The 25,966-nt window shown below is 74.9% G+C and carries 23 protein-coding genes and 1 pseudogene; 14 read left to right on the top strand and 10 right to left on the bottom strand.

What is annotated here, in order from left to right; genetic code table 11:
- Window positions 1-35: 35 nt before the first annotated feature.
- The gene (locus ACQ614_RS29360; protein WP_431681856.1) at window positions 36-2,150 is read right to left on the bottom strand and encodes an MMPL family transporter; all 2,115 of its coding nucleotides are present in this window, start codon (window positions 2,148-2,150) and stop codon (window positions 36-38) included.
- Between the two features lie 167 nt (window positions 2,151-2,317).
- Here ACQ614_RS29360 and lpdA point away from each other — a divergent pair, with 167 nt between their 5' ends.
- Complete coding sequence (lpdA, locus tag ACQ614_RS29355; RefSeq protein ID WP_431681855.1) at window positions 2,318-3,724, top strand: dihydrolipoyl dehydrogenase; 1,407 nt, start codon at window positions 2,318-2,320, stop codon at window positions 3,722-3,724.
- 128 nt (window positions 3,725-3,852) lie between these two features.
- Window positions 3,853-5,349, top strand: coding sequence for a carboxyl transferase domain-containing protein (locus ACQ614_RS29350; RefSeq protein WP_431681853.1), 1,497 nt, complete (start codon window positions 3,853-3,855; stop codon window positions 5,347-5,349).
- A gap of 41 nt (window positions 5,350-5,390) precedes the next feature.
- On the opposite strand, the gene ACQ614_RS29345 is transcribed toward ACQ614_RS29350, so the two are convergent.
- The 5 genes from ACQ614_RS29345 to ACQ614_RS29325 form a co-directional block, all read right to left on the bottom strand.
- Complete coding sequence (locus tag ACQ614_RS29345; RefSeq protein ID WP_363489138.1) at window positions 5,391-5,660, bottom strand: hypothetical protein; 270 nt, start codon at window positions 5,658-5,660, stop codon at window positions 5,391-5,393.
- Between the two features lie 43 nt (window positions 5,661-5,703).
- Entirely contained in the window at window positions 5,704-6,360 is a 657-nt protein-coding gene (locus ACQ614_RS29340; protein WP_431681852.1) for an ABC transporter ATP-binding protein, read from the bottom strand.
- Entirely contained in the window at window positions 6,357-7,115 is a 759-nt protein-coding gene (locus ACQ614_RS29335; RefSeq protein ID WP_431681851.1) for an ABC transporter ATP-binding protein, read from the bottom strand. The genes ACQ614_RS29340 and ACQ614_RS29335 overlap by 4 nt, the downstream gene beginning before the upstream one ends.
- Window positions 7,116-7,242: 127 nt before the next feature.
- Window positions 7,243-9,156, bottom strand: coding sequence for an ABC transporter permease subunit (locus ACQ614_RS29330; protein ID WP_431681850.1), 1,914 nt, complete (start codon window positions 9,154-9,156; stop codon window positions 7,243-7,245).
- A complete protein-coding gene (locus ACQ614_RS29325) occupies window positions 9,153-9,686 on the bottom strand; it encodes a hypothetical protein (protein ID WP_431681849.1) in 534 nt (177 codons plus the stop codon). Before ACQ614_RS29325 ends, ACQ614_RS29330 begins: the two co-directional genes overlap by 4 nt.
- Before the next feature lie 214 nt (window positions 9,687-9,900).
- Here ACQ614_RS29325 and ACQ614_RS29320 point away from each other — a divergent pair, with 214 nt between their 5' ends.
- From ACQ614_RS29320 to cobM, 4 genes are all read left to right on the top strand, one after another.
- Window positions 9,901-10,506, top strand: coding sequence for a hypothetical protein (locus ACQ614_RS29320; RefSeq protein ID WP_431681848.1), 606 nt, complete (start codon window positions 9,901-9,903; stop codon window positions 10,504-10,506).
- Window positions 10,503-11,867: an ABC transporter substrate-binding protein gene (locus tag ACQ614_RS29315; RefSeq protein ID WP_431684055.1), complete on the top strand. Its 1,365-nt coding sequence runs from the start codon at window positions 10,503-10,505 to the stop codon at window positions 11,865-11,867. Before ACQ614_RS29320 ends, ACQ614_RS29315 begins: the two co-directional genes overlap by 4 nt.
- Before the next feature lie 131 nt (window positions 11,868-11,998).
- Window positions 11,999-13,231, top strand: a complete 1,233-nt coding sequence (gene cbiE, locus ACQ614_RS29310) for a precorrin-6y C5,15-methyltransferase (decarboxylating) subunit CbiE (RefSeq protein WP_431681847.1) — start codon at window positions 11,999-12,001, stop codon at window positions 13,229-13,231.
- The gene (gene cobM, locus ACQ614_RS29305) at window positions 13,228-13,989 is read left to right on the top strand and encodes a precorrin-4 C(11)-methyltransferase (protein ID WP_431681846.1); all 762 of its coding nucleotides are present in this window, start codon (window positions 13,228-13,230) and stop codon (window positions 13,987-13,989) included. Before cbiE ends, cobM begins: the two co-directional genes overlap by 4 nt.
- Window positions 13,990-13,993: 4 nt before the next feature.
- Here cobM and ACQ614_RS29300 read toward each other — a convergent pair whose 3' ends face one another.
- Window positions 13,994-14,686 (bottom strand): bifunctional 4-hydroxy-2-oxoglutarate aldolase/2-dehydro-3-deoxy-phosphogluconate aldolase, encoded by a 693-nt coding sequence (locus ACQ614_RS29300; RefSeq protein ID WP_431681844.1) that lies wholly within the window; start codon window positions 14,684-14,686, stop codon window positions 13,994-13,996.
- On the bottom strand, window positions 14,683-16,284 hold the full coding sequence (locus ACQ614_RS29295) for an N-acyl-D-amino-acid deacylase family protein (RefSeq protein WP_431681843.1): 1,602 nt from the start codon (window positions 16,282-16,284) through the stop codon (window positions 14,683-14,685). The genes ACQ614_RS29300 and ACQ614_RS29295 overlap by 4 nt, the downstream gene beginning before the upstream one ends.
- 143 nt (window positions 16,285-16,427) lie before the next feature.
- Here ACQ614_RS29295 and ACQ614_RS29290 point away from each other — a divergent pair, with 143 nt between their 5' ends.
- Genes ACQ614_RS29290 through ACQ614_RS29280 form a run of 3 tightly spaced genes read left to right on the top strand, consistent with a single transcriptional unit; the run spans window position 16,428 to window position 18,681 of the window.
- On the top strand, window positions 16,428-17,498 hold the full coding sequence (locus ACQ614_RS29290; RefSeq protein ID WP_431681842.1) for a sugar kinase: 1,071 nt from the start codon (window positions 16,428-16,430) through the stop codon (window positions 17,496-17,498).
- Window positions 17,495-18,277, top strand: coding sequence for an IclR family transcriptional regulator (locus tag ACQ614_RS29285; protein ID WP_431681840.1), 783 nt, complete (start codon window positions 17,495-17,497; stop codon window positions 18,275-18,277). The genes ACQ614_RS29290 and ACQ614_RS29285 overlap by 4 nt, the downstream gene beginning before the upstream one ends.
- Window positions 18,274-18,681, top strand: a complete 408-nt coding sequence (locus tag ACQ614_RS29280; RefSeq protein ID WP_431681839.1) for a RidA family protein — start codon at window positions 18,274-18,276, stop codon at window positions 18,679-18,681. Before ACQ614_RS29285 ends, ACQ614_RS29280 begins: the two co-directional genes overlap by 4 nt.
- 31 nt (window positions 18,682-18,712) lie before the next feature.
- On the opposite strand, the gene ACQ614_RS29275 is transcribed toward ACQ614_RS29280, so the two are convergent.
- A complete protein-coding gene (locus ACQ614_RS29275) occupies window positions 18,713-19,855 on the bottom strand; it encodes a cobalt-precorrin-5B (C(1))-methyltransferase (protein WP_431681837.1) in 1,143 nt (380 codons plus the stop codon).
- Window positions 19,856-19,875: 20 nt separating this feature from the next.
- On the opposite strand from ACQ614_RS29275, the gene ACQ614_RS29270 reads away from it, so the two are divergent.
- The gene (locus tag ACQ614_RS29270) at window positions 19,876-20,610 is read left to right on the top strand and encodes a cobalt-precorrin-6A reductase (RefSeq protein WP_431681836.1); all 735 of its coding nucleotides are present in this window, start codon (window positions 19,876-19,878) and stop codon (window positions 20,608-20,610) included.
- A 167-nt stretch (window positions 20,611-20,777) separates the two neighbouring features.
- Here the strand turns inward: ACQ614_RS29270 and polX are convergent, their stop codons facing one another.
- A complete protein-coding gene (gene polX, locus ACQ614_RS29265) occupies window positions 20,778-22,499 on the bottom strand; it encodes a DNA polymerase/3'-5' exonuclease PolX (RefSeq protein WP_431681835.1) in 1,722 nt (573 codons plus the stop codon).
- Between the two features lie 57 nt (window positions 22,500-22,556).
- Between polX and ACQ614_RS29260 the strand changes: the two genes are divergently transcribed.
- The 4 genes and pseudogenes from ACQ614_RS29260 to ACQ614_RS29245 all read left to right on the top strand — a co-directional run bounded on the left by ACQ614_RS29260 (window position 22,557) and on the right by ACQ614_RS29245 (window position 25,951).
- A complete protein-coding gene (locus ACQ614_RS29260) occupies window positions 22,557-23,156 on the top strand; it encodes a TetR/AcrR family transcriptional regulator (protein WP_431681834.1) in 600 nt (199 codons plus the stop codon).
- A 32-nt stretch (window positions 23,157-23,188) separates the two neighbouring features.
- Window positions 23,189-24,028 carry an SDR family NAD(P)-dependent oxidoreductase gene (locus tag ACQ614_RS29255; RefSeq protein ID WP_431681833.1) on the top strand — a complete coding sequence of 280 codons (840 nt, stop codon included), beginning with the start codon at window positions 23,189-23,191 and terminating at the stop codon, window positions 24,026-24,028.
- A 242-nt stretch (window positions 24,029-24,270) separates the two neighbouring features.
- A pseudogene (gene thrS, locus ACQ614_RS29250) lies at window positions 24,271-25,466 on the top strand (threonine--tRNA ligase); the annotation flags it as partial.
- Between the two features lie 77 nt (window positions 25,467-25,543).
- The gene (locus tag ACQ614_RS29245) at window positions 25,544-25,951 is read left to right on the top strand and encodes a hypothetical protein (RefSeq protein ID WP_431681832.1); all 408 of its coding nucleotides are present in this window, start codon (window positions 25,544-25,546) and stop codon (window positions 25,949-25,951) included.
- Window positions 25,952-25,966 lie beyond the last annotated feature (15 nt).

Raw genomic sequence — 25,966 nt, 5'->3', positions numbered from 1 at the left:
CCCTCAGGGGCGCGTGGGGCACCTCCCCCGCGCCCCTACGGGCTTGTCCTTCCCCGCGCCCCCACCGGCCTGTCGGCTGCGTCGGGGGCCGGTCTGCGGCTGAGGTGGCTGGGCCACCACATGTGGCGGCCGAGGTCCATGGTGAGGGCGGTGACGAGGACGGAGCGGACGACGAGGGTGTCCAGCAGGACGCCGAGGGCGACCGCGAAGCCGATTTCGGCGAAGCCCACGATCGGCAGGGTGCCGAGGACGCCGAAGGTGGCGGCGAGGATCAGGCCGGCCGAGGTGATCACGCCGCCGGTGGCGGCCAGGCCGACGACCGCGCCGGCTCTGGTGCCGCGGTGCAGCGACTCCTCCCGGACGCGGGTCATCAGGAAGATGTTGTAGTCGATGCCCAGGGCAACCAGGAAGACGAAGACGAACAGCGGGAAGGCGTTGTCCTCGCCCTCGAAGTGGAAGCCGTGGGTGAAAACGAAGGCGCTGATGCCGAGCGCGGCGGTGTACGAGAGCACCACGGTGGCGATCAGCACCAGCGGGGCGACGACGGCGCGCAGCAGTACCGCGAGGACGGCCAGCACGACGGCCAGCACGATCGGAATGATCATGCGGTTGTCGTCCCCGGCGGCGCGCCCGGCGTCGAGGACGACGGCGGTGTTGCCGCCGACCTGGGCGTCGGCCTGCGGCAGGGCGTGCACATTGGCCCGGACGCGGTCGACGGTGTCCTTGGCGGCCTGGCTGTCCGGCGGGTCGTCGAGGGTGGCCTGGAAGAGCGCCTGGTCGCCCTTGACCAGGTAGGGGGTGGCGCCGGCGACGCCCTCGGTGGCGGTGGTGACGGTTCTGACCTGTTGGGCGTCGGCAGCCTTGCTGATCACGGTGAGCGGGGCGCCGGTGCCGCCCGGGAAGTGCTCGGCGAGGACCTGCTGGCCGACCACCGAGTCAGGCTTGCCGGTGAAGGTACCGGCGGTGCTCAGGCCGGTGGCGTTCAGCGAGACCAGGCCGATGCTGCAGATGGCGAGGGCCACCGCGGTGCCGATCCACACCTGGCGGGGGCGGCGGTCGATCCAGGCGCCGATGTGCGCCCAGCGGCCGGTGCGGGTGGGTTCGGGGGTGCCGTACGCGGGGCGGACCGGCCAGAAGGCCCAGCGGCCGACGATCACCAGCGTGGCCGGCAGCAGGGTGAGCATGGCGGCCAGCGCCACCAGGACGCCGATCGCACAGACCGGGCCGAGGCCGCTGGTGGAGTTCATCTCGGCGACCATCAGGCACAGCATGGAGGCGACCACGGTCACCGAGCTGGCCAGGATCGCCGGACCGGCCCGGTGCAGGGCGAAGGCCATCGCCTCGTGCCGGTCCTCGTGTCTGCGCAGTTCCTCCCGGTAACGGGCGGTGAGCAGCAGGGCGTAGTCGGTGCCCGCGCCCAGGACGAGGACGATCAGGATGCCGGCGCTCTGCGCGTTGACGGTCAGGCCGGCGTGTGCGGCCAGCAGGTAGATGACGGCCTCGGCGACGAACAGGGCGGCCGCGGCCGACAGCAGCGGCAGCAGCCACAGCACCGGGCTGCGGTAGGTGAGCAGCAGCAGCACGATCACCACGGTCACGGTGGCGAACAGCAGGGTGCTGTCGATGCCCTCGAAGGCCTCGGACTGGTCGGCGCCGATGCCGGCCGGGCCGGTGACGTGGGTGGACATGCCGTTGCTGTTCTCGGCGGCGGTTTCGCGCAGGCTGTCGACCGCGGACGGCAGGTCGCGCCAGCCGCCGGTGCCGATGTCGACCGGCACCACGGTCTGCATGGCCTTCCCGTCGGCGGAGACCTGCGGGCCGATGACGGGCCCGCGCACGTGCGGGGCGCCGGCGAAGGCCGCGGCGTCCTCGGCCGCCTCGGCCCGGTCGGCCGGGGTGATGCCGCTGTCGCGCTGGTAGACGACCACGGCCTGGGCGATGTCGACGGGAAAGAAAACGCGCTGCTCGTTCAGCACCTGGGTGGACTCGGCGTTGCCGGGCAGCCAGCTGCTGGCCTCGTTGTCCTCCGCGTCGGTGAGCTTGCCTGCCAGCGGGAAGGCGACGACCAGCAGTACCAGCCAGAACGCCAGCACCACCCACTTGGCGCGCCTGCCGCACGGCAGTGCGGCAAGCCTTGCGGACGGGCTCATCGGGTACCCCCTTGCGGGCCCTCGGCTGCTCCCTCGGCCGCACCCGGTGCCCCGGCGTGCGGGGCGCACGGCCTCTCCCAGCATGCCACCGGCGCGCGGCCGGTGACGGATCGGGCGGCCGGCACCGGTACGCCCGCCGAGCGGCGGCGAGGTCTATCGTGTGGCTCATGAGCTCACACTTCGACGTCGTGGTCCTGGGTGCGGGCCCGGGCGGATACACCGCCGCGGTCCGGTCCGCGCAGCTCGGGCTTCGCACGGCGGTCATCGAGACCAAGTACTGGGGCGGCGTCTGCCTGAACGTCGGCTGCATCCCGTCCAAGGCCCTGCTGCGCAACGCCGAGCTGGCGCACATCTTCACCAAGGAGGCCAAGACCTTCGGCATCAAGGTCGAGGGCACGGTCAGCTTCGACTACCGCGAGGCGTTCCTGCGCAGCCGCAAGGTCGCGGAGGGCCGGGTGGCGGGCATCCACTACCTGACGAAGAAGAACGGCATCACCGAGTTCGACGGTTGGGGCACCTTCGTCGACGACCACACCCTGCAGGTCTCGCTGACCGCGGGCGGCGTCGAGACGGTGACCTTCGACCACTGCATCATCGCGGCGGGCGCCTCCACCCGGCTGCTGCCGGGCACCTCGCTGAGCGAGCGGGTCGTCACGTACGAGGAGCAGATCCTCAGCGACACCCTGCCGGAGAGCATCATCATCGCGGGCGCCGGCGCGATCGGCGTCGAGTTCGCGTACGTGCTGCACAACTACGGCGTGAAGGTGACGATCGTCGAGTTCCTCGACCGGGTGGTCCCGCTGGAGGACGCGGAGGTCTCGGCGGAGCTGGCGAAGCGGTACAAGCGGCTCGGCATCGAGGTGCTGACGTCGACCCGGGTGGACGCGATCGACGACTCCGACCCGAACGCCAAGGTGCGGGTGACCGTCACGCAGAACGGCGCGCAGAAGGTGCTGGAGGCCGACAAGGTGCTCCAGGCGATCGGCTTCGCGCCACGCACCCAGGGCTACGGCCTGGAGAGCACGGGTGTGAAGCTGACCGAGCGCGGTGCGATCGCCGTGGACGGCCGCAGCCGCACCAATGTGCCGCACATCTACGCGATCGGCGACGTCACGGCCAAGCTGATGCTGGCGCACGCGGCCGAGTCGATGGGCGTCATCGCGGCGGAGACCATCGCCGGCGCGGAGACCATGGAGCTCGACTTCGTGATGATCCCGCGGGCGACGTACTGCCAGCCGCAGATCGCCAGCTTCGGCTGGACGGAGGCGCAGGCCCGCGAGCAGGGCTACGACGTCAAGGTGGTGAAGTTCCCCTTCACCGCGAACGGCAAGGCGCACGGCCTCGGCGACGCGGCCGGCTTCGTCAAGCTGATCAGCGACCAGAAGCACGGCGAGCTGCTCGGCGCCCACCTGATCGGCCCCGAGGTCACCGAACTGCTGCCGGAGCTGACGCTGGCCCAGCAGTGGGACCTGACGGTGCACGAGGTGGCGCGCAACGTGCACGCCCACCCGACGCTCGGCGAGGCGGTCAAGGAGGCCGTGCACGGCCTGGCCGGACACATGATCAACTTCTGATCGACCGCCGCGGCACTCTCCGCGGCCGGCGGTGACGGTCCACCGGGCCGCCACCGCCGGCCGCCGGCGCAGCCCGTACCCTGGGCGCGGACGGGTGCCCGCCGCGCCCGCAGGACACGGGGGTGCGCGTGGGCGACGAACGGGGTCTGACCGCCGGCGAGCTGGTCGAGCTGCTGGCCGACCCGGGCAGTTTCCGCTGCTGGGACGAGCCGGTCGCCCACCCGGGCGCGGACGACGCGTACAAGGCGTCCCTGGCGAAGGCCGCGGGCCGCACCGGCCTGGACGAGGCGGTCACCACCGGCCGGGCGCTGCTGGACGGCGTGCCGGTGGCCCTGGTCGCCTCCGAGTTCGGCTTCCTCGGCGGCTCCATCGGGGTGGCCACCGCCGAACGGATCACCCGCGCGGTGGAACGGGCCACCGAGGAGCGCCTGCCCGTGCTCGCCCTCCCGGTCTCCGGCGGCACCCGGATGCAGGAGGGCTCCGCGGCCTTCCTGTGCATGGTCCGCGTCACCGCGGCCGTCCAGGCCCACCAGGCGGCGGGCCTGCCGTACCTCACCTACCTGCGCAACCCCACCATGGGCGGGGTGTTCGCCTCCTGGGGCACGCTCGGCCACGTCGTGCTCGCCGAGCCCGGCGCCCGGCTGGGCTTCCTCGGCCCGCGCGTCTACGAGGAGCTGCGCGGCGTCCAGCTGCCGCCCGGCGTCCAGCGCTCGGAGACCCTCGCCGCCCGCGGCCTGGTCGATGCCGTCCTGCCGCCCGAGGAGCTGCGCGAACGGGTGCTGCGCGTGCTGTCCGCGCTCGGCTCCCGGCCCGTCCGCCAGCCGCAGCCGGCCTCGGACCGCCCGGCGGGCACCACCGCCGACGCCTGGGACTCCGTGCGCCGCACCCGCCGCGCCGACCGGCCGGGGGCGCGCGAGCTGCTGGACGCCGCCACCGACGAGTACGTGCTGCTGGGCGCGCCCGGCGGCGAGAGCGGGGCACTCGTCCGGGCACTGGCCGTTTTCGGGCGCAGCCCGGCCGTGGTGGTCGGGCAGCAGCGCGGCGGGGACCGCCCGTTCACCGCGGCCGACCTGCGGGCCGTCCGGCGGACGGCGCGGACGGCCCAGCAGCTGGGCCTGCCCCTGGTGACCGTGGTGGACACGGCCGGCGCGGAGCTCTCCGTCCAGGCCGAACTCGACGGCATCGCCATCGAGATCGCGCACTGCCTCAGTACCCTGACCTCGCTGCGCACACCGGTGCTGGCGGTGCTGCTCGGCCAGGGCTCCGGCGGCGGGGCGCTGGCACTGCTGCCCGCGGACCGGGTGATCGCCGCCGAGCACTCCTGGCTGGCGCCGCTGCCGCCCGAGGGCGCCTCCGCGATCGTCCACCGGGACGGCGACCACGCCGCCGACCTGGCCCGCGCGCAGGGGATCGGTGCCTACGACCTGGCGGCGGTCGGCCTGGTCGACGAGGTCGTCCCCGAGCACCCCGACGCCGCCGACGAGCCCGCGCCCTTCGGTGCCCGCATCGGCCGGGCCGTCGCACTGGCGCTGGGTGCGCTGGCCGACGTCCCGGTCGAGCAGCGGCTCGCCGCGCGGGCGGCCAGGAACCGGCGGCTCGGCGACCGGCGGGCCGCGGAGGGCTGACGGGCGCCGGGGTGCACGTCAGGCGCGGGCAGCGGCCGCGGTCAGAGCAGTCCGCCGAGGGTGGCGACGGCCTTGGACGCGGAGGCCGCGCCCTCGAGCTCGCGGACCACCCCGTGCAGGTCCTTGATCCGCTTGGTGGCGTGCTCCTGGAAGGCGTCGGCGGCCGAGCCCGTCCAGTGGACGGAGTGCCGGGCGCGGTCCAGCTCCTCGGCGATCCGGCCGACCTCCGCGGCCAGCGCCTCCAGCTCCTCGCCCAGCTCGGCGAGCTCGGCATCGGCGAGCAGTCGGCCGATCCCGTCCAGGATTCCCATCGTCAACCCCCGTCGTCCGGAACGCTCCTGTTCAACGGTCAGCTTATCCGCCGATCGGACCGGACAGGAGTTCGCTCGGTTCGCCGCTGAACACCACCTGCCCGCGCCGCAGCACGTGCACCACCCCCGCACCGGCCAGCGTCCCCGGCAGGGACTGGGCCGCCAGCACCACCGCCAGTCCCCCGTCCGCCGCCTCCAGCAGCTGCCCGTGCAACCTGGCCGCCACCGACGGCGCCAGCCCGCGGTCCGGCTCGTCCAGCAACAGCAGCCGCGGCCCGGCCAGCAGCGCCCGGCCGAGCGCCACCATCTGCTGCTGGCCGCCCGAGAGCGTGCCCGCCCGGCGCGGCAGCAGCGGCACCAGCTCCGGGAAGTACGCCTCGACCGCGGCCGCCCGCGGGCCCAGGTTCTCCGCCACCGTGAGGCTCGCGAACACCGCCCGCTCCGCCGGCACCAGCGCCAGCCCCTGCCGCGCACGGCGGTACGCCGACAGCGCGGTCACGTCCCGGCCCGCCCACAGCACCCGCCCGGCCGCCGGCCGCACCACACCGGCCAGCGTGTGCAGCGCAGTCGTCCGGCCGGCGCCGTTGCGTCCCAGCAGAACCGTCACCCGGCCTGCCGGACACGCCAGGTCGACCCCGTGCAGTGCCTCCAGCAGCCCGTACCGCACCCGGACCGCACGCAACTGCACCTCGACGCTCATGCCTCGCCCCACGCACCGGCGACCCGCGGGTCGGCCAGCACCTCCGCCGTCGGACCGCTCGCCAGCACCCTGCCCTGAGCCATCACACAGACCGTGTCCGCGAGCCGCCCGACCAGCTGCACGTCGTGCTCCACCAGCAGCAGCGCCACGCCCTCCGCCGCGAGCGCCCGCAGCACCGAGCCCAGCCGGGCCGCCTGCGACAGGTCCAGGCCCGCGGCGGGCTCGTCCAGCAGCAGCACGCTCGGCGCGCCCGCCAGCGCCCGGGCCAGCTCCAGCAGCCTCAGCGCACCGGTCGGCAGCCGGTCCGCCGGCCAGTCCCGGACGGCATCCAGGCCGAACAGCCGCAGCGCCCGGTCGGTGGCCTCGCGGGCGGCCCCGCCGCCGCGGGCGGGCAGGCCGAGGAGGCCGCGGACGGTGCCGCCGGGGCCCTGCTCGGCGCCGAGGCGGGCGTTCTCGCCGACCGTCAGGCCGGGGAAGACGGCGATCTGCTGGAACGTCCGGGCCAGGCCGAGGCGGGCGCGGGCGTGGTCCGGCAGCCGGGTGACGTCGCGGCCTGCCAGGAGGACGCGGCCCGCATCGGGGCGGGCGGCCCCGGACAGGCAGTCGAAGAGGGTGCTCTTGCCGGCGCCGTTCGGGCCGACGAGGGCGGTGATACGGCCGGGAGGGACCTCCAGGTCGACTCCGTCGACGGCGGCGATGCCGCCGAAGCGGCGGACGAGGCCTTGGGCGGTGAGGCCGGTTGGGGAGGAGGACATGGGTGGGCCTTGGTTCGTACGGGTGACCGGACTGGGGTTGCGCGGTTCGCCCCCGGCCTTCGGCCGGGAGGTGCCCCCAGCGCCCCTGGCTGCGTCAGCCCTGCGCCGCCCCTGAGGAGGCCGGCGGTCATCGGGGGCGGTCCTCGAGGCGGTGGCGGAGGGATTCACCGAGGGGGCTGAGGCGGGGAGGGGCGGGGGCGGGGCGGGTGGCGAGGCGGCGGGCGAGGCCGGCCAGGCCGCCGGGCATGCGGCCGAGGGCGGTGGCGAGGCCGCCGACGACGACGGCGGAGATGCCGGGAATGGTGCCGGTGTCCAGGCCGACCAGCAGGGCTGCGGCGAAGACGGCGCCGACCGCGCTGTCGGCGCCGGCCACGACCACGGTGGCGAACCACAGCAGGCCCTGGATCGGGTCGAAGGCGGCGGCGGAGAAGGCCCGCCCGGCCAGGGTCAGCAGGCCGCCGCCGAGTGCGGCCAGCCCGGCGCCGGCCATGAAGACCAGCAGTTTCAGCCGGGGCACGTCCACCCCGGCGGCCGAGGCGCCGGCCTGGTGGTCGCGCATCGCGGTGAGCGCGCGGCCGAGCCGCCCCCGGTGCAGGTTGCGCACGAGCAGCAGGCCGAGGCCGAGCAGCACCAGTTCGGCGGTGTAGAAGGCGCCGTCCCCGGCGAGGAACTCCGGGCGCTCCACGACCAGGCCGGTGGTGGCGTACGGCTGGTTGAAGACCAGGCGGCTGAGCGCGGTGCCGACCGCGAAGGTGACCAGGGCCAGGGCGAGGCCGCGGCGGCGGATGGCGGGCCAGCCGGTGAGCACGCCGAGCGGGACGACGACGGCGACCGCCAGCAGCAGCGCCGGAACGGCGGGCAGCGGCGGCACGCCGGGGACCCGGCCCGACATCAGCAGGGCGGTGCCGAGCCCGCCGAGGCCCGCGTACCCGGCCTGGCCGAGCGAGACCTGCCCGCCGTAGCCGGTGACCACGACGATCGACAGCAGGACGAGGGCCAGGGCGGGCACCACCAGGGCGTGGCGCAGGTCCTCGCTGCGGAAGCCGAGCGGCAGCAGCAGGAGGACCGTGCAGACGGCCTTGACGGCGGCCGAGCCGCGTTCGATGCGCGGTGCGCCGGCCGGGGCGAGGCCGGTGTCGTCGACGGCTCCGCGCCAGGGCAGCAGGGCGGCGACCAGCAGGGCGACGGTGAACAGGTTCGCCTGAACGGCCTGGGCGAGCGGCAGCAGTTGCCCGGCGGGGCGCAGCCGGGTGAGTTCGCTCTGCGCGACGCCGAGCGCGAGTCCGGTGACCACGGCCACGGGGAGGCTGCGCAGCCGGGCGGCGACGGCGACGGCCATGGTCTCCATGACCAGCAGCGGCAGGCCGTACGGGTCGAGCAGCAGGGACGGTGCCAGCAGGATGCCGACGAGCCCGGCGGTGAACGAGCCGAAGGCCCAGCCGGCGGCGGAGATCCGGTCGGCGTCGATGCCGGCGAGTTCGGCGAGGCCGCGGTTGTCGACGACGGCACGCAGCCGGGTGCCGAAGGCGGTGTACCGGGTGACCAGGCCGACGCCGCCGGCGACCGCGAGCAGGGCGGCGAGCTGGACGGCGGTGTCCAGGCGGAGCACGTGCCCGCCCAGGTCGGCGAGGTGCCGGGGCTGGACGAGGGCGGGCGCGTCGGCGAGGGGGGCGGTGCCCCGCAGCAGGATGACGGTGCCGATGAGCAGGACGAAGACGCCGATGCCGGCGACCATCGTCTCGCCGGCCCCGGCGCCGCGCCGCTGGAGGGGGCGGAAGACGGCGGCGTCGAGCAGGACGCCGAAGGCGGGGGCGGCGATCAGGAGGCAGAAGGCGGCGGCGGGCAGCAGCGGCCAGCCGCGGACGACGACGAGTTCGCGCAGCAGGTAGGCGGTGGCGGCGGCCTGGGCGCCCTGGGCGAGGTTGAGCACCCCGGTGGCGCGGTGGGTGACGACCAGGCCGACGCCGCTCAGCGCGGCGGCGCTGCCGACCGAGAGGCCGGCGAGGGCGAGGTCGGCGGTGAGGCCGAGGCTGTCGCTCACCCGTCGGCCGTTCCGGGCCCGCCGGGCGGCTCGGGGCCGGGCTCGGCGGCCCCGGCGGGCGGTCCGGGGTCGCAGACCGGGCAGGGGGCGAGGCCGCGGTCGCGGACGGCCCGGGCGTCGACGGGTTCGGCGCCGGTCTTGCCCGACACCAGGGGGCAGTCCCGGCGGTGGTAGAGGGTGCCGTCGGGCAGGCCGACGGGCGGGCCGCCGCCGTCCTCCTCGGGTGCGGCGGACGGGGTCTCGGTCACCAGCAGGGCGTACAGCTGCTCCAGCCGCCGGTCGGTCTGGTCGCCGGGCCCGGCACCGGGGCGGCGGACGGCGATCAGGACGGCGCCGGCCACGATCAGGGCCGCGCCGGGGGCGGTCGCGGAGGCGATGTAGGGCAGCTGACGCGCCGCGAACTCCTCCCCGGAGACGCCGTACCACCCGAGGACGCACAGCACGGCGCCGGCCGCGAGCGTGAACCAGCCGGGCCACTCGCGCAGTGCCCGCAGCAGCCCGGCGGCGCTCGGCCGGGGAATCCGGTTCATCCAGATTTCTCCGTACTGTCCAGATTTATCGGTATTCTACTGTTCTGTCAGCTCCTCTTGCGGTTCGTCCGCCGATCGGCCTTCATAGTGTCACTTGCGGCATACGGCGCCGCAGCACGGACCACAGCTCCGACCCAGAGCAGCCACGACACGAGCGACCGGGGCCACCGGCGGGAGGGCGGCCCGCCGGTCGGGAAAAACGCGGTGAGCACCCATGCGTACCACCCCCAACGAGTCGATCCACCCGGCCGGGCCCGGCCCCGCCGACCACTCGGACGGCCGCACCCCCGCAGCCCGCCGAGCAGGCGCAGCCGGCCGGCTCGCCGCAGCCGTACTGGCCGTCCTGGCCCTGCTGTTCGCGGCCGCCTGCAGCAGCGACGGATCCTCCGGCTCCTCCTCCCCTTCACCCTCGGCGCCGGCCTCGGCCACGGTGTCGGAGTCGCCCGGCGGCTCGGCACCCGCCGACGCGGAAGCGGCCAAGACCGCGATCACGACCAACTGGGAGAAGTTCTTCGACCCGGCGACGCCGATCGCCGACAAGGCCGCCCTGCTGCAGAACGGCGAGGCGCTCCAGCCGGCCCTGCAGGGCTTCGCGAACGACCCCCGGGTCGGCCAGGTCAAGGCTGACGTGAGCGACGTGCAGTTCACCTCCGCCACGACCGCCACGGTGACCTACGCGCTGTCGCTGGCCGGCCAGGTCGTCGAACCGACCGCGACCGGGCAGGCCGTCCTGGACAACGGCACCTGGAAGGTGTCGACCAGCACCCTGTGCGGCCTGGTCGCGCAGGCCGGCGGCTCGACGATCCCGGGATGCAGCTGACACGGCCCCGGCGGGCGGCCCGGCACGCCGCGGCCGCCCGCACCGCCGTGCTGGCGGCCTCGGCCGCCCTGCTGCTGACCGTCGCCGGCTGCGGCAGCCGCCTGCCGGAGAGCGCCTTCGGCGCCCCTCCGGCGGGCAGCACCGGCCGCTCCACCGACACCGGGGCGAACGCCGACAGCGTGAAGATCGGCGTCATCACCTCGCTGACCAGCCCGGTCGGCTCGGAGACCTTCGCCGGACCGCGCTACGGCGCGCAGGCCTTCTTCCGGGCCCTCAACGCCGCCGGAGGGCTGAACGGGCGCACCGTCCAGGTCGTGACCTGCGACGACGGCGGCAGCGGCATCGGCAACCAGGACTGCGTCCACCGGCTGATCGACCGGGAGAAGGTCTTCGCCCTCGTCGCCGGCAGCGTCCTCGTCTACGCGGGCGCCCCCTACGTCAGCTCCAAGGGCGTGCCCGACGTCGGCGGGCAGCCCATCGGCACCGCCTACGAGCAGTGGCCGGACCTGTACGGCATCTACGGGAGCAGCGCCCCGCGCGACGGCCGGTCGGTCGGCTGGGACGGCACCCTCTACCAGAGCACCGAGGTCTACCGGTACTTCAAGGAGAAGCTCGGCGCGCGCAGCGCCGCCGTGGTCTCCTACGACCAGGCCGACTCCGCACGCTACGCCCGCCAGTTGGAGGAAGGGCTGCGGGCCGAGGGCTACCGGGTGCTCAACCAGACCGTCGACCTGGCGCTCCCCGGATTCCAGGCGGTCGCGGCCGCCATGAAGGCCGACGGCACCGAGCTCCTCTTCGACGCCATGGACACCCGCGGCAACGCCGCCCTCTGCCAGGCCCTCGACGCGGCCGGGGTGCGGCTGAAGGCCAAGGTGACCAATGTGCAGAACTGGACGGCCACCGCCGGCACGGACTACCGGGACTCCCCCGGCTGCCGGTCCGTCCTGTGGGCCACCTCCTCCAGCCTCAACTACGAGGACACCCGGTACCCGGAGGTGCAGGCCTTCCGCAGCGCCATGGCCGAGTACTTCCCCGAGCGCGAAGGACTGCTCTCCGCCTGGGAGTTGGAGGGCTGGGCGGCCGCCCGGTGGCTCACCGACGCGATGGACTCCTGCGGCGCCGACCTCACCCGGCACTGCGTGGAGGCCTTCATGAACAGCGGCACCCCGTACGACGCCAACGGGCTGCTGCTGCCCGCCTCGTTCAAACGCGCCCCGCGGCCGAGCGGGCCGCTGCGCGCCTGCCTCAACGCCGCCCGCTGGGAGGACTCCGCCGACTCCGGCCACGGCGGATGGGTCACCCAGGTGCCCGACATGACGACCACCTGCTACGACGTGCCGCAGCTGCCGTACAGGCCCTGACCGGCCGTGACCGGCCCGGCGGTGTGGCGAACGTCGCAGGTGATCGTGCCCGGATTGCCCCGCGGCCCGGCGACTCGGCGCGGAGCGGCCGGTAGGCTGCCGCTGCCCCGTCCGAGCTGCAAGGAGTCCCGTTGGCCGCCGCCGTGCCCGAGTCCGTGACCACCGTCGTCGGGGTCGGTGCGGACGGATGGGACGGACTTGCGCCCACCGCACGCGAGGCGCTGCTGGCCGCCGAGGTCGTGATCGGCGGGCCGCGCCAGCTCGACCTGCTGCCGGACACCGTCACCGCCGAACGGGTGGCCTGGCCCTCGCCGCTGCGCCCCGCCGTGCCGCGGCTGCTCGCCGAGCACGCCGGCCGGCGCCTGTGCGTCCTGGCCAGCGGCGACCCGATGTTCTTCGGCATCGGCCGGGCCCTCGCCGAGACCGCCGGCGCCGGACGGCTGCGCATCCTGCCGCACCCCTCCTCCGTGTCGTACGCCTGCGCCCGCCTCGGCTGGCCGCTGGAGGACACCGAGGTCGTCAGCCTGGTCGGCCGGCCCCTGGAGACCCTGAACGCGGCGCTGTCCGGCGGGCGCCGGCTGCTGGTGCTGAGCGCCGGCGCCGACACCCCGGCCGAGGTCGCCGCCCTGCTCACCGCCCGCGGCTACGGCGCCAGCCGGATGCACCTCCTGGAACAGCTCGGCGCCGAGCGGGAGCGCATCGCCGACGGCACCGCCGAGGCCTGGCCGCACCCTGCCGGCGACCCGCTGAACATCGTCGCCGTCGAGTGCGAGGGCCCCGGGGCGCAACTCGTCCCCGGCCTGCCGGACGACGCGTACGAGCACGACGGGCAGCTGACCAAGCGCCACATCCGGGCCGCCACCCTGGCCGCACTCGCGCCGTCCCCCGGCGAACTGCTGTGGGACATCGGCGGCGGCTCCGGCTCCATCGCGATCGAATGGCTGCGGGCGCACCACAGCTGCCGGGCCGTCAGCGTGGAGCGCGACACGGTGCGGGCCGACCGCATCCGCCGCAACGCCGGCGCACTGGGCGTGCCGCGGCTCCGGGTGGTGACCGGCCGGGCGCCGGACGCGCTGGCCGGGCTGCCCGTACCGGACGCCGTGTTCATCGGCGGCGGCCTGACCGCGCCCGGGCTGCTCCAGGCCTGCTGGGACGCACTCCCGGCCGGCGGACGGCTCGTCGCCAACACCGTGACCCTGGAGTCCGAGGCGCTGCTGACGCAGTGGTACCGCCGGCACGGCGGGGAGCTGGTGAAGCTGGCCGTGGCACACGCCGTACCCGTCGGCGGGTTCACCGGCTGGCGGCAGGCGATGCCGGTCACCCAGTGGTCCGCCGTCAAGGCAGTCGAGGAGGAACAGCAGTGACCGTCCACTTCATCGGGGCCGGCCCGGGCGCCGCCGATCTCATCACCGTCCGCGGCCAGCGCACGCTGGCGGCCTGCGGGGTGTGCCTGTACGCCGGCAGCCTGGTGCCGCGCGAACTGCTCGCCGAATGCCCGCCGGACGCCCGCCTGGTGGACACTGCCAACCTGGACCTGGACCGGATCGTCGCCGAGATCGTCCGCGCCCACGAGGAGGGGCACGACGTGGCACGCCTGCACTCCGGCGACCCGTCCGTGTTCAGCGCCGTCGCCGAGCAGATGCGGCGGCTCGACGCCCTGGGCATCCCCTACGAGGTCGTGCCCGGCGTGCCCGCCTTCGCCGCCGCCGCAGCGGCGCTCAAGCGGGAACTGACCGTGCCGACGGTCGGTCAGACCGTCATCCTCACCCGGGTCGCCCGGCAGGCCACCCCGATGCCCGAGGGCGAGGACCTCGCCACGCTGGGGCGCAGCGGCGCCCTGCTGGTGCTGCACCTGGCCGCCCGGTACGTCGACAGCGTGGTCGAGGAACTCCTTCCCCACTACGGCGCCGACTGCCCGGCCGCGGTGGTCGCCATGGCCAGCCGGCCCGACGAACTCGTCCTGCGGGGGACGCTCGGCGACATCGCCGAGCAGGTGAAGGCGGCCGGTGTCCTGCGCACGGCGGTCATCCTGGTCGGCCGGACGCTCGGCGCCGAGCAGTTCCGCGACAGCCACCTCTACTCCCCGGACCGCGACCGGCCCCACGAGCCCTGCGGGGCCTGAACGATCAGGCGGATCGATCGGGCAAGCCACCAGCGCCCCTTGGGGTTACCCCTGCTGGCCGGCCCAGGGCGGTGGTGAAGGTTCGGGCCCGGTGGGTGATGTCGGGCCAGGCGGCGGTGGTGACGGCGGCGGGCGGGACGACGTCGGTGCCGGCGCAGACGGCGAGGGCGCCGTGGGTGAGGAAGGCGGCTGCGTTGGCGGTGTTGACGCCGCCGGAGGCCACCAGGGGGACGTCCGGGTAGGGGCCGCGGAGGTCGGCGAAGTAGCCGGGGCCGAACGTGCGGGCGGGGAAGATCTTCACTGCGGCGGCGCCGAGGTCGACGGCCCGGGCGACCTCCGTCGGGGTCAGGGCGCCCAGGACGACCGGCACGCCGGCCCGGTCGGCCGCGGCGGCGACCTCGGGGCGGCAGCCCGGCGTGACCAGGAAGGCTGCGCCGGCGTCCACGGCCCGGTGGGCCTGTTCGGCGGTGAGCACGGTGCCGGCGCCGACCCGGTGGCCGGCGTCGGCCGCCCGCCGCAGATGGGTGGTCACCTCCGGGGTGGTGAAAGTGAGTTCCACCAGGCCGATGCCGCCGGCGGCGAGGGCCGCGCACAGGTCGGCGGCGTCCGGGATGCGGGGCGCGCGGACGACGGCGATGACCCGTTCGGCGGCGAGTTCGGCCCGCAGGGCGGTGGAGGCGGTGGCGGTGGCGGTCACAGGGCCCTCGTTCCTCGGTCGGTGCGGCGCAGGGCGCGGCCGGGGAGGGCGCCGGTGGGGCGGCCCTCGGCCAGGACGGCCGTGCCGTTGACGTAGACGTGCTCGATGCCGGCCGCGGGGCGGCGCGGGTGGTCGTAGTCGGCGGTGTCGCGGACGGTCAGCGGGTCCAGGAGGACCAGGTCGGCGTGGTGGCCGGGGCGGACCAGGCCGCGGCGGTCCAGGCGCAGGCGGCGGGCGGGGCGGCCGGTCATCCGGGCGATCGCGCCTTCCAGGGTGAGGACGCCCTCGTCGCGTGCGTAGTGGCCGAGATAGCGGGCGAAGGTGCCCCACGCGCGGGGGTGCGGGCGGTCGCCGACGAGCAGGCCGTCGCTGCCCGCGGTGTGTGCGGGGTGCTGCATGACGGTCCGGACGTTCTCCTCGTGGCCGACGTGCTGGAGGATCGTGGTGGCGAGCCGGTCGGCCTGCAGCAGGTCGAGGAAGACCGTGGTGCCGGTGGTGCCGCGTTCGGCGGCGACGTCGGCGACCGTCCGTCCGACCAGGCCGGCCAGGGCCGGGTCGCCGGTGCCGGAGATCTGGACGGTGGCCCAGTCGGCGACGACGCCGTGGCAGCCGTCGCTGCCCTTCTCCTCCATGTCGGTGCGGATGCGCTCGCGGGCGGCCGGGTCGGCGAGCCTGGCGAGGGCGGCCCCGGGGCCGCCTGCGGCGGCCCAGCCGGGCAGCAGGGCGGCGAGGGTGGTGGAGCCGGGGAGGTAGGGGTAGCTGTCGAGGGTGACGTCGACGCCCTCGGCGATCGCCCGGTCGACCAGGGCGAGGAGTTCGCCGGCCCGGCCCCGGTTGACGTCGAAGTTCATGGTGGCGTGGGTGAGGTGCAGCGGGCAGCCGGAGGCGCGGGCGATCGCGATCATCTCGGCGTAGCCCTCCAGTGCCCCGGCGCCGTAGGAGCGCTGGTGGGGGGCGTGGAAGCCACCCGCCGCCGCGACGACCTCGCACAGCGCGACGAGTTCGGCCGTCCCGGCGTACATGCCGGGCGGGTAGCTGAGCCCGCTGGAGAGGCCGACGGCGCCCTCGGCCAGGCCCCGGGCGGTGAGTTCGCGCATCCGGTCGAGCTCGGCCAGGGTCGGCGGGCGGTCGTCCCAGCCCATGGCGAGCATCCGGACGGAGCCGTGCGGCACCAGGTAGCAGGTGTTGACGGCCGCGCCGCCGTCGAGCCGGTCGAGGTAGCCGCCGACGGTGCGCCAGTTCCAGTCGAAGCCGTCCGGGTCGCCGTTCCAGCCGGCGAGCTGGCGGCGCAGCGCGGGGAGGGTGGTGTCGTCGACGGGGGCATAGGAGAGGCCGTCCTGGCCGAGGACCTCGCAGGTGACGCCCTGGGTGGTCCGGGAGGGGTGGCCGGGTTCGACGAGCAGCCGCAGGTCGGAGTGGGCGTGCATGTCGATGAAGCCGGGGGCGAGGACGAGTCCGTCCGCGTCGATCACCCGGCGGCCGGTCAGGCCATGGCCGATGCCGTCGATCAGGCCGCCGGTGACGGTGACGTCGGCCGTGCGGCGCGGGGCGCCGGTGCCGTCCACGACGGCGGCCCCACGGAACAGCAGATCCGCCACCGAACCACCCCTCATCTGCGAAGTTGCACTATTTGCAACCACCGTTGCGCATATCGCCACGACGGTTCTAACATTCACGCCGAACAGCGGTCAACGACACCGGGCCGACGCGACAGCCGGGCGGCAGCGAGGAGGCGGGGCGGATGGCGGAGCGGACGGCAGGCCCGTGGGCCGTGTGCCTCGGCGAGTCGATGGCGGTGCTGCTGCCGGACCGCACCGGACCGCTGGAAACGGTCGGCGGCTTCCGGCCCTCGGTGGGCGGCGCCGAGTCCAACACGGCGTGCGCGCTGGCGGCGCTCGGCGTGCCGAGCGCCTGGATCGGCCGGGTCGGCGACGACGGCTTCGGGCGGCTGCTGACCGCCGACCTCGCCGCCCGCGGCGTGGACGTCTCCGCCGTCGCCGTCGACCCGCACCGCCCGACCGGCCTGTACGTCAAGGAGACCGGCGGCTCCGGTCTGCCGCACGACCCGGGCGCCGGCCGCAGCCGGCTGCACTACTACCGGACGGGCTCCGCCGCCTCCGCCCTCTCCCCCGCCCTGCTCGCCGACCCGGCCGCCGCCCGGCTGCTCGGCGGTGCCCGGCTGCTGCACCTGACCGGCATCACGGCGGCGCTCTCCGACGGCTGCCTCGCCCTGGTCCGCGCGCTGCTCGAGCGGCCCCGGCCCGGGCAACTGGTCTCCTTCGACCTCAACTGGCGCCCCGGCCTGTGGCGCGGCCGGGACGCAGGCGTCCTGCCGGCCCTGCTGGACGCCGCCGACATCGTCCTGCTGGGCGCCGACGAGGCCGAGGCGGCCTTCGGCACCGGCGACCCGCATGCGCTGCGGGCCGCCCTCCCCTCGCCCGCCGTCCTGGTGGTCAAGGACGCCGAGCACCGGGCCACCGCCCTCGACCGGGCGGGCACGGCCGTCGGCGAACGGGCGCTGGCCGTCGACGTGCTGGAGCCCACCGGCGCCGGCGACGCCTTCGCCGCCGGCTACCTGGCCGGTGTGCTGCGCGGCCTGGACGGGCGCCGCCGGCTGCGCCTCGGGCACCTGGCCGCGGCCTGCGCGCTGACCTCCCCGGGCGACCGCGGCGGCGTGCCCGCACCGGAGGCCGTGGCGGCGCTGCTCGGCGCCTCCGCACGGGAGTGGGCGGCGACCCGGGTGGGCGCGGATGGCATCGTGTCCCCGGTACTGACCCGGCCGGCCGCGCGTATCGGAGCACCCACCCCATGAGCCAGACCGTCACCCGCGCCCTGCGCCTGCTCGCCGAACTCGGCGAGGGCGAACGCTCCCTCGACCAGCTGGCGGAGGCCCTCGGCGTGCACAAGACGACGGTGCTGCGGCTGCTGCAGAGCCTGGAGGAGGGGCGCTTCGTCCACCGCGACGCCAACTACCGCTACCACCTGGGGGCCGGGCTGTTCGCGCTGTCCAGCCTGGCGCTGGAGCAGCGCGGCATCCGCCGTACCGCCGCGCCGCACCTGGCGGAGCTGAACGCGGCGACCGGGCAGACCGTGCACCTGGCCGCGTACGAGGGCGGCGAGGTGGTCTACATCGACAAGTACGACTCCCGGCAGCCCGTCCGGATGTACTCCCGGATCGGGCTGCGGGCCTCGCTGCACTGCACCGCCGTGGCGAAGGTGCTGCTCGCCGACCTGCCGCCGGCCGGGCGGCGCAAGGTGGCGGCCGGGATCGAGTACACCCCGCACACCGCCAACACCATCACCGGGCCCAAGGAGCTGCTGGCCGAGCTGGAGCAGGTCGCCGCCCAGGGCTGGGCCCAGGACCACGCCGAGCACGAGTCGTTCATCAACTGCGTGGCCGCGCCCGTCCGGGACGCCTCCGGCCGGGTCGTCGCCGCGGTGTCGATCTCGGTGCCGGACGTGGTGCTGCCGTACGAGCAGGTGCTGGAGCTGCTGCCGCAGCTGCTGGCCACCGCCCGGGCGGTCTCCGCGGACGCCGGCGCCACCGCCCGACCCGCACCCGCACACCCCGAGAGGAAGCACCCCGCATGACCGAGAAGACCGAGATCCGCACGGACGGCGCGCCCGCCCCCGCCTGGATGTTCTCCCAGGGGGTGCGCAAGGGCCCGATCCTGCAGGTCTCCGGCCAGGGCCCGCAGGACCCGGCGACCGGCGCCTACCTGTACCCGGGCGACGTGCGGGCCCAGACCCGGCGGACGCTGGAGAACGTCAGGGCGATCGTCGAGGCCGGCGGCGGCACGGTCGAGGACGTGGTGATGTTCCGCGTCTACCTGACGAAGCGCGCCGACTTCGCCGCGATGAACGAGGCCTACGCCGCCTTCATCGCGGAGAACATCCCCGAGGGCGGGGTCAAGCCGTGCCGGACGACCGTCATGGTCGAGCTGCCGCAGGAACCGATGCTGGTGGAGATCGACGCCCAGGCCGTCATCGGCTGACCGGCGTTCGTCAGCGGCCGGACCGCGTACGTCAGCGGCCGGACCGTACCCGGGCCGGCGGCCCCAGCGGCTCGGCCCGGCCGACGATCGTGCCGGCCCGGTCGATGCAGATGACGTCCACCGCGACCGGCGCCGGGCTCAGCACGCCGAGCGCGGTGGCCCGGGCCGCCTCGGCCACCAGGTCGCCGAGCGGCACCCCGGCCGCCGAGCACAACTGCACCGCCTCCAGGCCGGTGTTGGCGGCGGCCACCGCCTCCGCGAGCTCCGGGGAGGCGCCGCCGCGGCGGGCCAGCTCCGCCAGGTAGCCCTTGTCGACCTGCGAGCGGGCCGAGTGCAGGTCGAGGTGGCCGGCCGCCAGCTTGGACAGCTTGGCGAAACCGCCGGCGACGGTCAGCCGCGGCACCGGGTGGCGCTTGAGGTACTTGAGCACCGCCCCCGCGAAGTCGCCCATGTCCAGCAGGGCGTCCTCCGGCAGGCCGTGCACCGCCACCGCGACCTTCTCCGAGGTCGAGCCGGTGCACCCGGCGACATGGGTGCGGCCGGCGGCACGGGCCACGTCCACACCGCGCCGGATCGAGTCGATCCAGGCCGAGCAGGAGTACGGCACCACGATGCCGGTGGTGCCGAGGATGGACAGGCCGCCCAGGATGCCGAGGCGCGGGTTCCAGGTGGAACGGGCGATCTCCTCGCCGTGGTCGACGGAGATCTCCACCACCACGTCCCCGCTGCCGCCGTGCCGCGCCGCGACCTCCGCCACGGTGTCCCGGATCATCTGCCGGGGCACCGGGTTGATCGCCGGCTCGCCGACCGGCAGCGGCAGCCCGGCCTTGGTGACCGTGCCGACGCCCGGGCCCGCCCGGAACACCACCCCCGTCCCCGGGTCGCCCGCGGTGACGGTGGCGCGGATCAGCGCGCCGTGGGTGACGTCCGGGTCGTCGCCGGCGTCCTTCACCACCCCGGCCATCGCCCGGCCGCCGCCCAGCTCCTCCACCGCCAGGGCGAACGAGGGCCGCTGCCCCTTCGGCAGGGTGATCTCCACCGGGTCGGGGAACTCGCCGGTGAGCAGCGCGGTGTACGCGGCGGTGGTGGCCGCCGTGGCGCACGCGCCCGTCGTCCAGCCGTGCCGCAGCCCGCTACTCTTCAGCTGCGCCGCCCGGCCGCCCGACTCAGCCACGTCCGCCTCCTGGAGTTCCGATGCACGTCCTGATCCTCGGCGGCACCACCGAGGGCCGCCGACTGGCCGCAGCGCTCGCCGACGACCCCGCGCTGCAGGTGACCAGCTCGCTGGCCGGCCGGGTCGCCGAGCCGCGGCTGCCCGCGGGCGAGGTGCGGATCGGCGGGTTCGGCGGCGCGTCCGGGCTGGCCGAGTGGCTGCGGGAGGAGCGCGCGGACGCGGTCATCGACGCCACCCACCCCTTCGCCGAACGGATCAGCCGGAACGCGGCCGCTGCGGCCGCCGAGGTCCATGTTCCCCTGCTCGCCCTGCGGCGTCCCAGCTGGGTGCCGGTCGACGGCGACCGCTGGCACCGGGTGGACTCCCTGGCCGAGGCCGCCGACGCACTGCCGGGCCTCGGCCGCCGGGTCTTCCTCACCACCGGCCGGCAGGGCCTGGCCGCCTTCGCGCACCTCAAGGACACCTTCTTCCTGGCCCGCTCCGTGGACGCACCCGAGCGTCCGCTGCCGCCGCGGCTGGAGGTGCTGCTCGACCGCGGGCCGTTCACCCCGGACGGCGAGCGCGCGGTCTTCCGCGAGCACCGGATCGACGTCCTGGTCACCAAGGACAGCGGCGGCGCCGCCACCGCCCCCAAGCTGGCCGTCGCCCGCGAACTAGGCCTGCCGGTCGTGATCGTCCGCCGCCCCGAGCCCCCCGCCGGCATCCCCGTCGCCGAAGACGTCCCGGCGGCCGTCGCCTGGCTGGGCGCTCTTTAAGGGCACCACCGAGGGGGCGCTGGGGGCACCTCCCGGCCGAAGGCTGGGGGCGGAACTGCGCAATCCGGGATCGGGCGTCACGCCAGCTCGGGCCGACCACGACTTGTCCAGTGGCCCGCATCCGGATTGCGCAGTTCCCCGCGCCCCTGGTTGTGCATCCCGCGCTTCTAGTAGGGCTTCCGCAGGAAGCGGCGGAGTTTCTGGAGCGGCCAGGTGTTGATCACCTCGTCGGGGGTGAGGCGGCCGCGTTGGGCGGTGGCGACGCCGAAGCGGAGGTTGTCCAGGTGCGGGGTGGCGTGGGCGTCGGTGTCGATCGCGAAGCGGACGCCGTGGCGGCGGGCGGCGAGGATCAGTTCGTCGCCGAGGTCGAGGCGTTCCGGTGAGGCGTTGACCTCCAGGGCGGTGCCGGTGCGGGCGCAGGCCGCGAAGACGGCGTCGAAGTCGGCGTCGATCGGTGCGCGGCGGCCGAGCAGCCGGGTGGTGGGGTGGCCGATGACGTGGACGTGCGGGTTCTCGCAGGCGCGGATCAGGCGGCGGGTCTGGGCGTCGCGGTCGAGCGTGAAGGCGGAGTGGATCGAGGCCACGCACAGGTCGAAGCCGGCCAGGAACTCGGGCGGCCAGTCGACGCCGCCGTCCGGGTCGATGTTGAGCTCGGTGCCGTGCAGGATGCGCATCCGGCCGTACGAGCCCTGCAGGGCCCGGACGCGTTCGCGCTGGGCGAGCATCTTCTCGTCGGTCATCCGCTGCATGGCGAGGTTCGGGGCGTGGTCGGTGACCGCGACGTAGGACCGGCGGCGGCGGTGGGCGGCGGTGAGCATCTCCTCCAGCGGGGCGAGTCCGTCGCTGAGGTCGGTGTGGGTGTGCAGGTCGCCGCGGACGTCCTGCTCGGTGACGGGGTCGGGGAGTTCCCCGTCCAGCGCGTCCTCGATCTCGCCGCGGTCCTCGCGCAGGGTGGGCGGGATCCACGGGAGGCCGAGGGCCTCGTAGACCTCCTCCTCGGTGCGGGAGACCGGTTTGCGGCCGCCGTCGGCCTCGAACAGGCCGTACTCGGAGAGCTTGAGGCCGGCCCGGACGGCCCGGGCGCGGAGCTTGATGTTGTGCGCCTTGGAGCCGGTGAAGTAGACGAGCGCGGCGCCCCAGGCCTCCGCGGGGACGACCCGCAGGTCGACCTGCATCCCCCGCTCGGTGCGGACCGAGGTCTTGGTGCTGCCGCTGCCCAGCACCTCGGCGGTGAGCGGGTGGGCGGTGAGGGCTGCCATCAGCGGGGCCGAGTCGGCTGCGGCGGCGAGCACGTCGACGTCGCCGACGGTCTCGCACATCCGGCGCAGCGACCCGGCGTACGTGCAGCGCTCGCAGCCGGGGGCGGCGCCCACCGCGGCGGTGATCTCCTCGGCGAGGGCGAGGGCGGTGGAGACCAGGACGCGGCCGCCGCCCTGCCGGAGCACCTCGATGCCGTGGACGATGTTCTCGGCGGTGCGGGCGCCGAGGCCGGGGAGGGTGTCGAGGCGTCCGGCGCGGGCGGCGTCGAGCAGTTCGTCGACGGTGGAGACGCCGAGTTCGCGGTGGACGAGGGCGGCCTTCTTGGGGCCGACGGTCGGGATCGCCATGATCTCGCGGACGCCGGGCGGCACCCGGGCGCGGAGCTCGTCGACGGCGGCGACCCGGCCGGTGGACAGGTACTCGGCGATCTTCTCGGCGGTGGATCTCCCGACGGCGGGGATGGCCTGCAGGCCCTTGGCGTCGAGCCGGGCGAGGTCCTCGGGGTGGCCGCCGACGGACCGGGCGGCCTTCTCGTAGGACCGTGCCCGGTAGGCGTCGCCGCCGGTGAGCAGGAGCAGGTCGGAGTACTCCTGCAGCAGCGCGCCGACCTCGTCGTTGAGCCGCGCCACAGCCTCAGTCTAGGTCGGCCTTGACAACCCCACCCCTGCGGAATGAATATTCATTCCGTGACCTCGCGCAAGCCCGACCTCGCCCGGCAGCTGATCGACGCCGCCATCGCCCTCTTCGCCGAACGGACCTACGAGGGCACCCAGATGCCCGCCGTCGCACAGCGGGCCGGGGTGGGTGTGGGCAGCATCTACCGGTACTTCCCGAGCAAGGAGGCGCTCGGCAACGCCGCCTTCCAGCACGCCAAGCAGGCCCTGCTCGACGAGCTCGCCGCGGCGATGGCCGAGGGCGGCCCGGCCTCCTCGATCCGCGAGGAGTTCGGCCGCTTCTGGCGCGGCTTCACCCGCTACGCCGCCGCCCGCCCGGACGCCTTCGTCTTCCTGGAGCACCAGCAGCACGACACCTTCCTCGCCCCGGAGAGCCTGGCGCTCGCCGCCGAGATCGACCGGATCGCCGCCGACTTCATCGAGCGCGGCCAGCAGGCCGGCGCGATCCGCGAGGGCGACGCCGCCCAGCTGGTCGCCCTGGCCGTCGGCGCCTTCACCGGGCTGGTCAAGCTGCACCGGCCCGAGGGCCTGGGCGCGCTGACCCCGGCCGAGCTGGACGCCGCCGAGGAGGCGGTCTGGGACCTGCTGCACCGCCCCGACGCCCGTACCTGACAGCCCTTCACGCCACCGAAAGGCAGGCCCCGATGTCCGCCCCGAAGACCGTCCTGATCACCGGCTGCTCCTCCGGCATGGGCCGGGAGGCCGCCCTCGCCCTGCACCGGCTCGGCCACCGTGTGGTCGCCACCGCGCGCCGCCCCGAGACCCTCGCCGACCTGGCCGCCCTCGGCATGGAGACGCTCGCCCTGGACGTCACCGACGAGCAGTCGATGACCGAGGCGGTGGCCCGCACCGAGGAGCTGCACGGCCACGTCGACATCCTGATCAACAACGCCGCCTACGGCCTGCACCAGCCGGTCGAGCTGGCCGCACCCGAGGACGTCCGCGCGCAGTTCGACACCAACGTCTTCGGCCTGGTGCGGATGGCGCAGCTGGTGCTGCCCGGAATGCGCCGGGCCGGCGGCGGACGGATCGTCAACATCTCCTCGATGGGCGGCCGCTTCTCCCCGCCCGGCGGCGCCTTCTACCACGCGACCAAGCACGCCGTGGAGGCGATCAGCGACTCGCTGCGGCTGGAGGTGGCGCCGTTCGGCGTCCAGGTCGTGGTCGTCCAGCCCGGCCCGACGATCACCGGGTTCGGCGGCACCGCGGTCGCCACCATGCCCGGCGACTCCGGCCCGTACGGTGCGTTCAGCGCCGCACTCGCCGACATGTACGCCAACAAGGCCTTCACCCGGCGCAGCGGCGCCGTGACGGCGGAGGCGGCGACCAGGGTGATCGTCCGGGCGGCGACCGTACGGCGGCCGCGGGCCCGCTACGCGATCGGCGCGATGGCCCGCGGCACGATGATCGCCAAGCGGCTGCTGCCGGACGCGGCCTTCGACGCGGTGATGCGGGCCTCCTTCCCGCTGCCGAAGGCCGCCTGACGGCACGGCTGCTGCGACGGCTGCGGGAAATCCGCTCGCGGTCGGACCGCCCGCCGCGCTAGCCTCGGCGGTATGAAGCACCAGCGCGCTGCCGCGACCACGACGCCGGAGAGAGTCCCGGCGCGCTGACACCTGCTGTCCGAAGCCCCGGGGCGAGTGCCCCGGGGCTTCGTGCTGTTCCCGGTCACCCGTCCCGGCACACCCGAGGGAGACCGACCATGAACGAGAGCACCGACGCGAAGGACCACCGCCGGCTCGGCCGCGAGCTGGACCTGTTCGACACCGACCGGCTGATCGGCGCCGGACTGCCGTACTGGCTGCCGGACGGCGCAGCGGTGCGGCACGCCCTGGAGGAGTACGTCCGCGTGATGGAGCGGCGGGCCGGCTACCGGCACGTCCACTCGCCGGTGCTCGGCAAACGCGAGCTGTACGAGATCTCCGGGCACTGGGCGCACTACAGCGAGGACATGTTCCCGCCGATGCGGCTCGGCGGCGAGGAGGTCGTCCTGCGGCCGAGCCTCTGTCCGCACCACGCGGTGATCTACCGTTCCCGGCCGCGCAGCCACCGCGACCTGCCGCTGCGGATGGCCGAACTCGGCGGGATGTTCCGCTCCGAACTCTCGGGCGTGCTCGGCGGCCTCACCCGGGTCCGGGCGATCCAGCTGAACGACGCCCACATCTTCTGCCGGCCCGACCAGGTCGCCGAGGAGGTCCGGTCGGCACTGGCACTGATCCACCGGGCATACCGGGCGCTCGGCATCGAACCGGCCCGGCACCGGCTCTCGCTGCCCGCCGGGGGCGGCAAGTACGTGGCCGACCCGGAGATGTGGCAGCGCGCCGGCCGCTGCTCGCCGAGGCGCTGGACGAGGCCGGCGTGCCGTACGAGGAGGAGGTGGGCGAAGCCGCGTTCTACGGGCCCAAGATCGACATCCAGGTGGTGGACCGGGCGGGGCGGGAGTCCACCCTGTCCACCGTGCAGGTCGACTTCCACCAGCCGGCCCGGTTCGACCTCGGCTACATCGGTCCGGACGGCGCCAGGCACCGGCCGGTGATGGTGCACCGTGCGGTGATCGGCAGTGTGGAACGCGCGGTGGCGCACCTGATCGAGGTGCACCAGGGGGCGTTCCCGGCATGGCTGGCACCCGTCCAACTGCTGGTGCAGCCGATCGCCGAGGAGCAGCGGGCGCAGGCGGAGGCGCTGGTCCGGGAGGCCGTGGAACAGGGGCTGCGGGCCGAACTCGCCGACCCGCAGTCCGGCACCCTCGGTGCGCGGGTCCGGGCCGGGCGGCTGGTGCCGTTCCAGGCGGTGATCGGCGCGGCGGAGGCCGTCGGCGGACTGGTGTCACTGCGGCTGCGGGACGGCCGACGGATGGGGCCGCTCCCCGTGGGGGAAGCCCTCCGGCTGATCGGGGACGACGCCCGGGTGGGCCACCATTAGTGCTGTGACCGCATAGGTTCGCCGGGTTCAGCCGAGCAAGCACCTGCGTACGCTGCGGCAGGTCAGGGGGTGCTGAAGTGATCGAGAGCGCCGAGGAGTTCGTCAGGCTCCGTGCCAGTGGCGAGGCCGCGGACTTCCAACGGATCAAGCAGGAGGAGGCCTCCCTGGAGGTCTGGCTCGCCATCGTGCGGGACCGCCCGGACATGCGGTTCTGGGTGGCCTTCAACCGGACGCTTCCGGTCGAGGTCCTCGAAGTCCTCGCCGGCGACGGTGATTGGCGGGTCAGGGACAAGGTGGCGAGCAAGCGGGACACTCCTGCCGGTGTTCTGGAGGTCCTCTCCGGTGACCAGCACGAGGCGGTGCTCTCCACGGTTGCCGGGAACCCGGGAACTCCGACACGGGCCTTGGAGGCGTTGTCGCGCCACTCCTGGGACCAGATCCGGGAGAAGGCCCTGAAGCAGTTGCGGGACCGTCGGGAAGCGTGAGACGGACAGGGCCTC

Origin of the sequence: Kitasatospora dryopteridis (assembly GCF_050749075.1) — a bacterium.
GTDB lineage: Bacteria > Actinomycetota > Actinomycetes > Streptomycetales > Streptomycetaceae > Kitasatospora.
Note: the sequence above shows the minus strand (reverse complement) of the source record. Positions and strands in the feature narration are given on the sequence as shown.

Excerpts from the sequence above, each read along its gene's own strand:
- ACQ614_RS29325 (WP_431681849.1), bottom strand. The coding sequence starts at position 9,686 with ATGAACCGGATTCCCCGGCCGAGCGCCGCCGGGCTGCTGCGGGCACTG.
- ACQ614_RS29280 (WP_431681839.1), top strand. The coding sequence starts at position 18,274 with ATGACCGAGAAGACCGAGATCCGCACGGACGGCGCGCCCGCCCCCGCC.
- ACQ614_RS29270 (WP_431681836.1), top strand. The coding sequence starts at position 19,876 with ATGCACGTCCTGATCCTCGGCGGCACCACCGAGGGCCGCCGACTGGCC.
- ACQ614_RS29360 (WP_431681856.1), bottom strand. The coding sequence starts at position 2,150 with ATGAGCCCGTCCGCAAGGCTTGCCGCACTGCCGTGCGGCAGGCGCGCC.
- ACQ614_RS29320 (WP_431681848.1), top strand. The coding sequence starts at position 9,901 with ATGCGTACCACCCCCAACGAGTCGATCCACCCGGCCGGGCCCGGCCCC.
- ACQ614_RS29335 (WP_431681851.1), bottom strand. The coding sequence starts at position 7,115 with ATGTCCTCCTCCCCAACCGGCCTCACCGCCCAAGGCCTCGTCCGCCGC.
- ACQ614_RS29345 (WP_363489138.1), bottom strand. The coding sequence starts at position 5,660 with ATGGGAATCCTGGACGGGATCGGCCGACTGCTCGCCGATGCCGAGCTC.
- ACQ614_RS29285 (WP_431681840.1), top strand. The coding sequence starts at position 17,495 with ATGAGCCAGACCGTCACCCGCGCCCTGCGCCTGCTCGCCGAACTCGGC.
- ACQ614_RS29255 (WP_431681833.1), top strand. The coding sequence starts at position 23,189 with ATGTCCGCCCCGAAGACCGTCCTGATCACCGGCTGCTCCTCCGGCATG.
- lpdA (WP_431681855.1), top strand. The coding sequence starts at position 2,318 with ATGAGCTCACACTTCGACGTCGTGGTCCTGGGTGCGGGCCCGGGCGGA.
- ACQ614_RS29340 (WP_431681852.1), bottom strand. The coding sequence starts at position 6,360 with ATGAGCGTCGAGGTGCAGTTGCGTGCGGTCCGGGTGCGGTACGGGCTG.
- ACQ614_RS29290 (WP_431681842.1), top strand. The coding sequence starts at position 16,428 with ATGGCGGAGCGGACGGCAGGCCCGTGGGCCGTGTGCCTCGGCGAGTCG.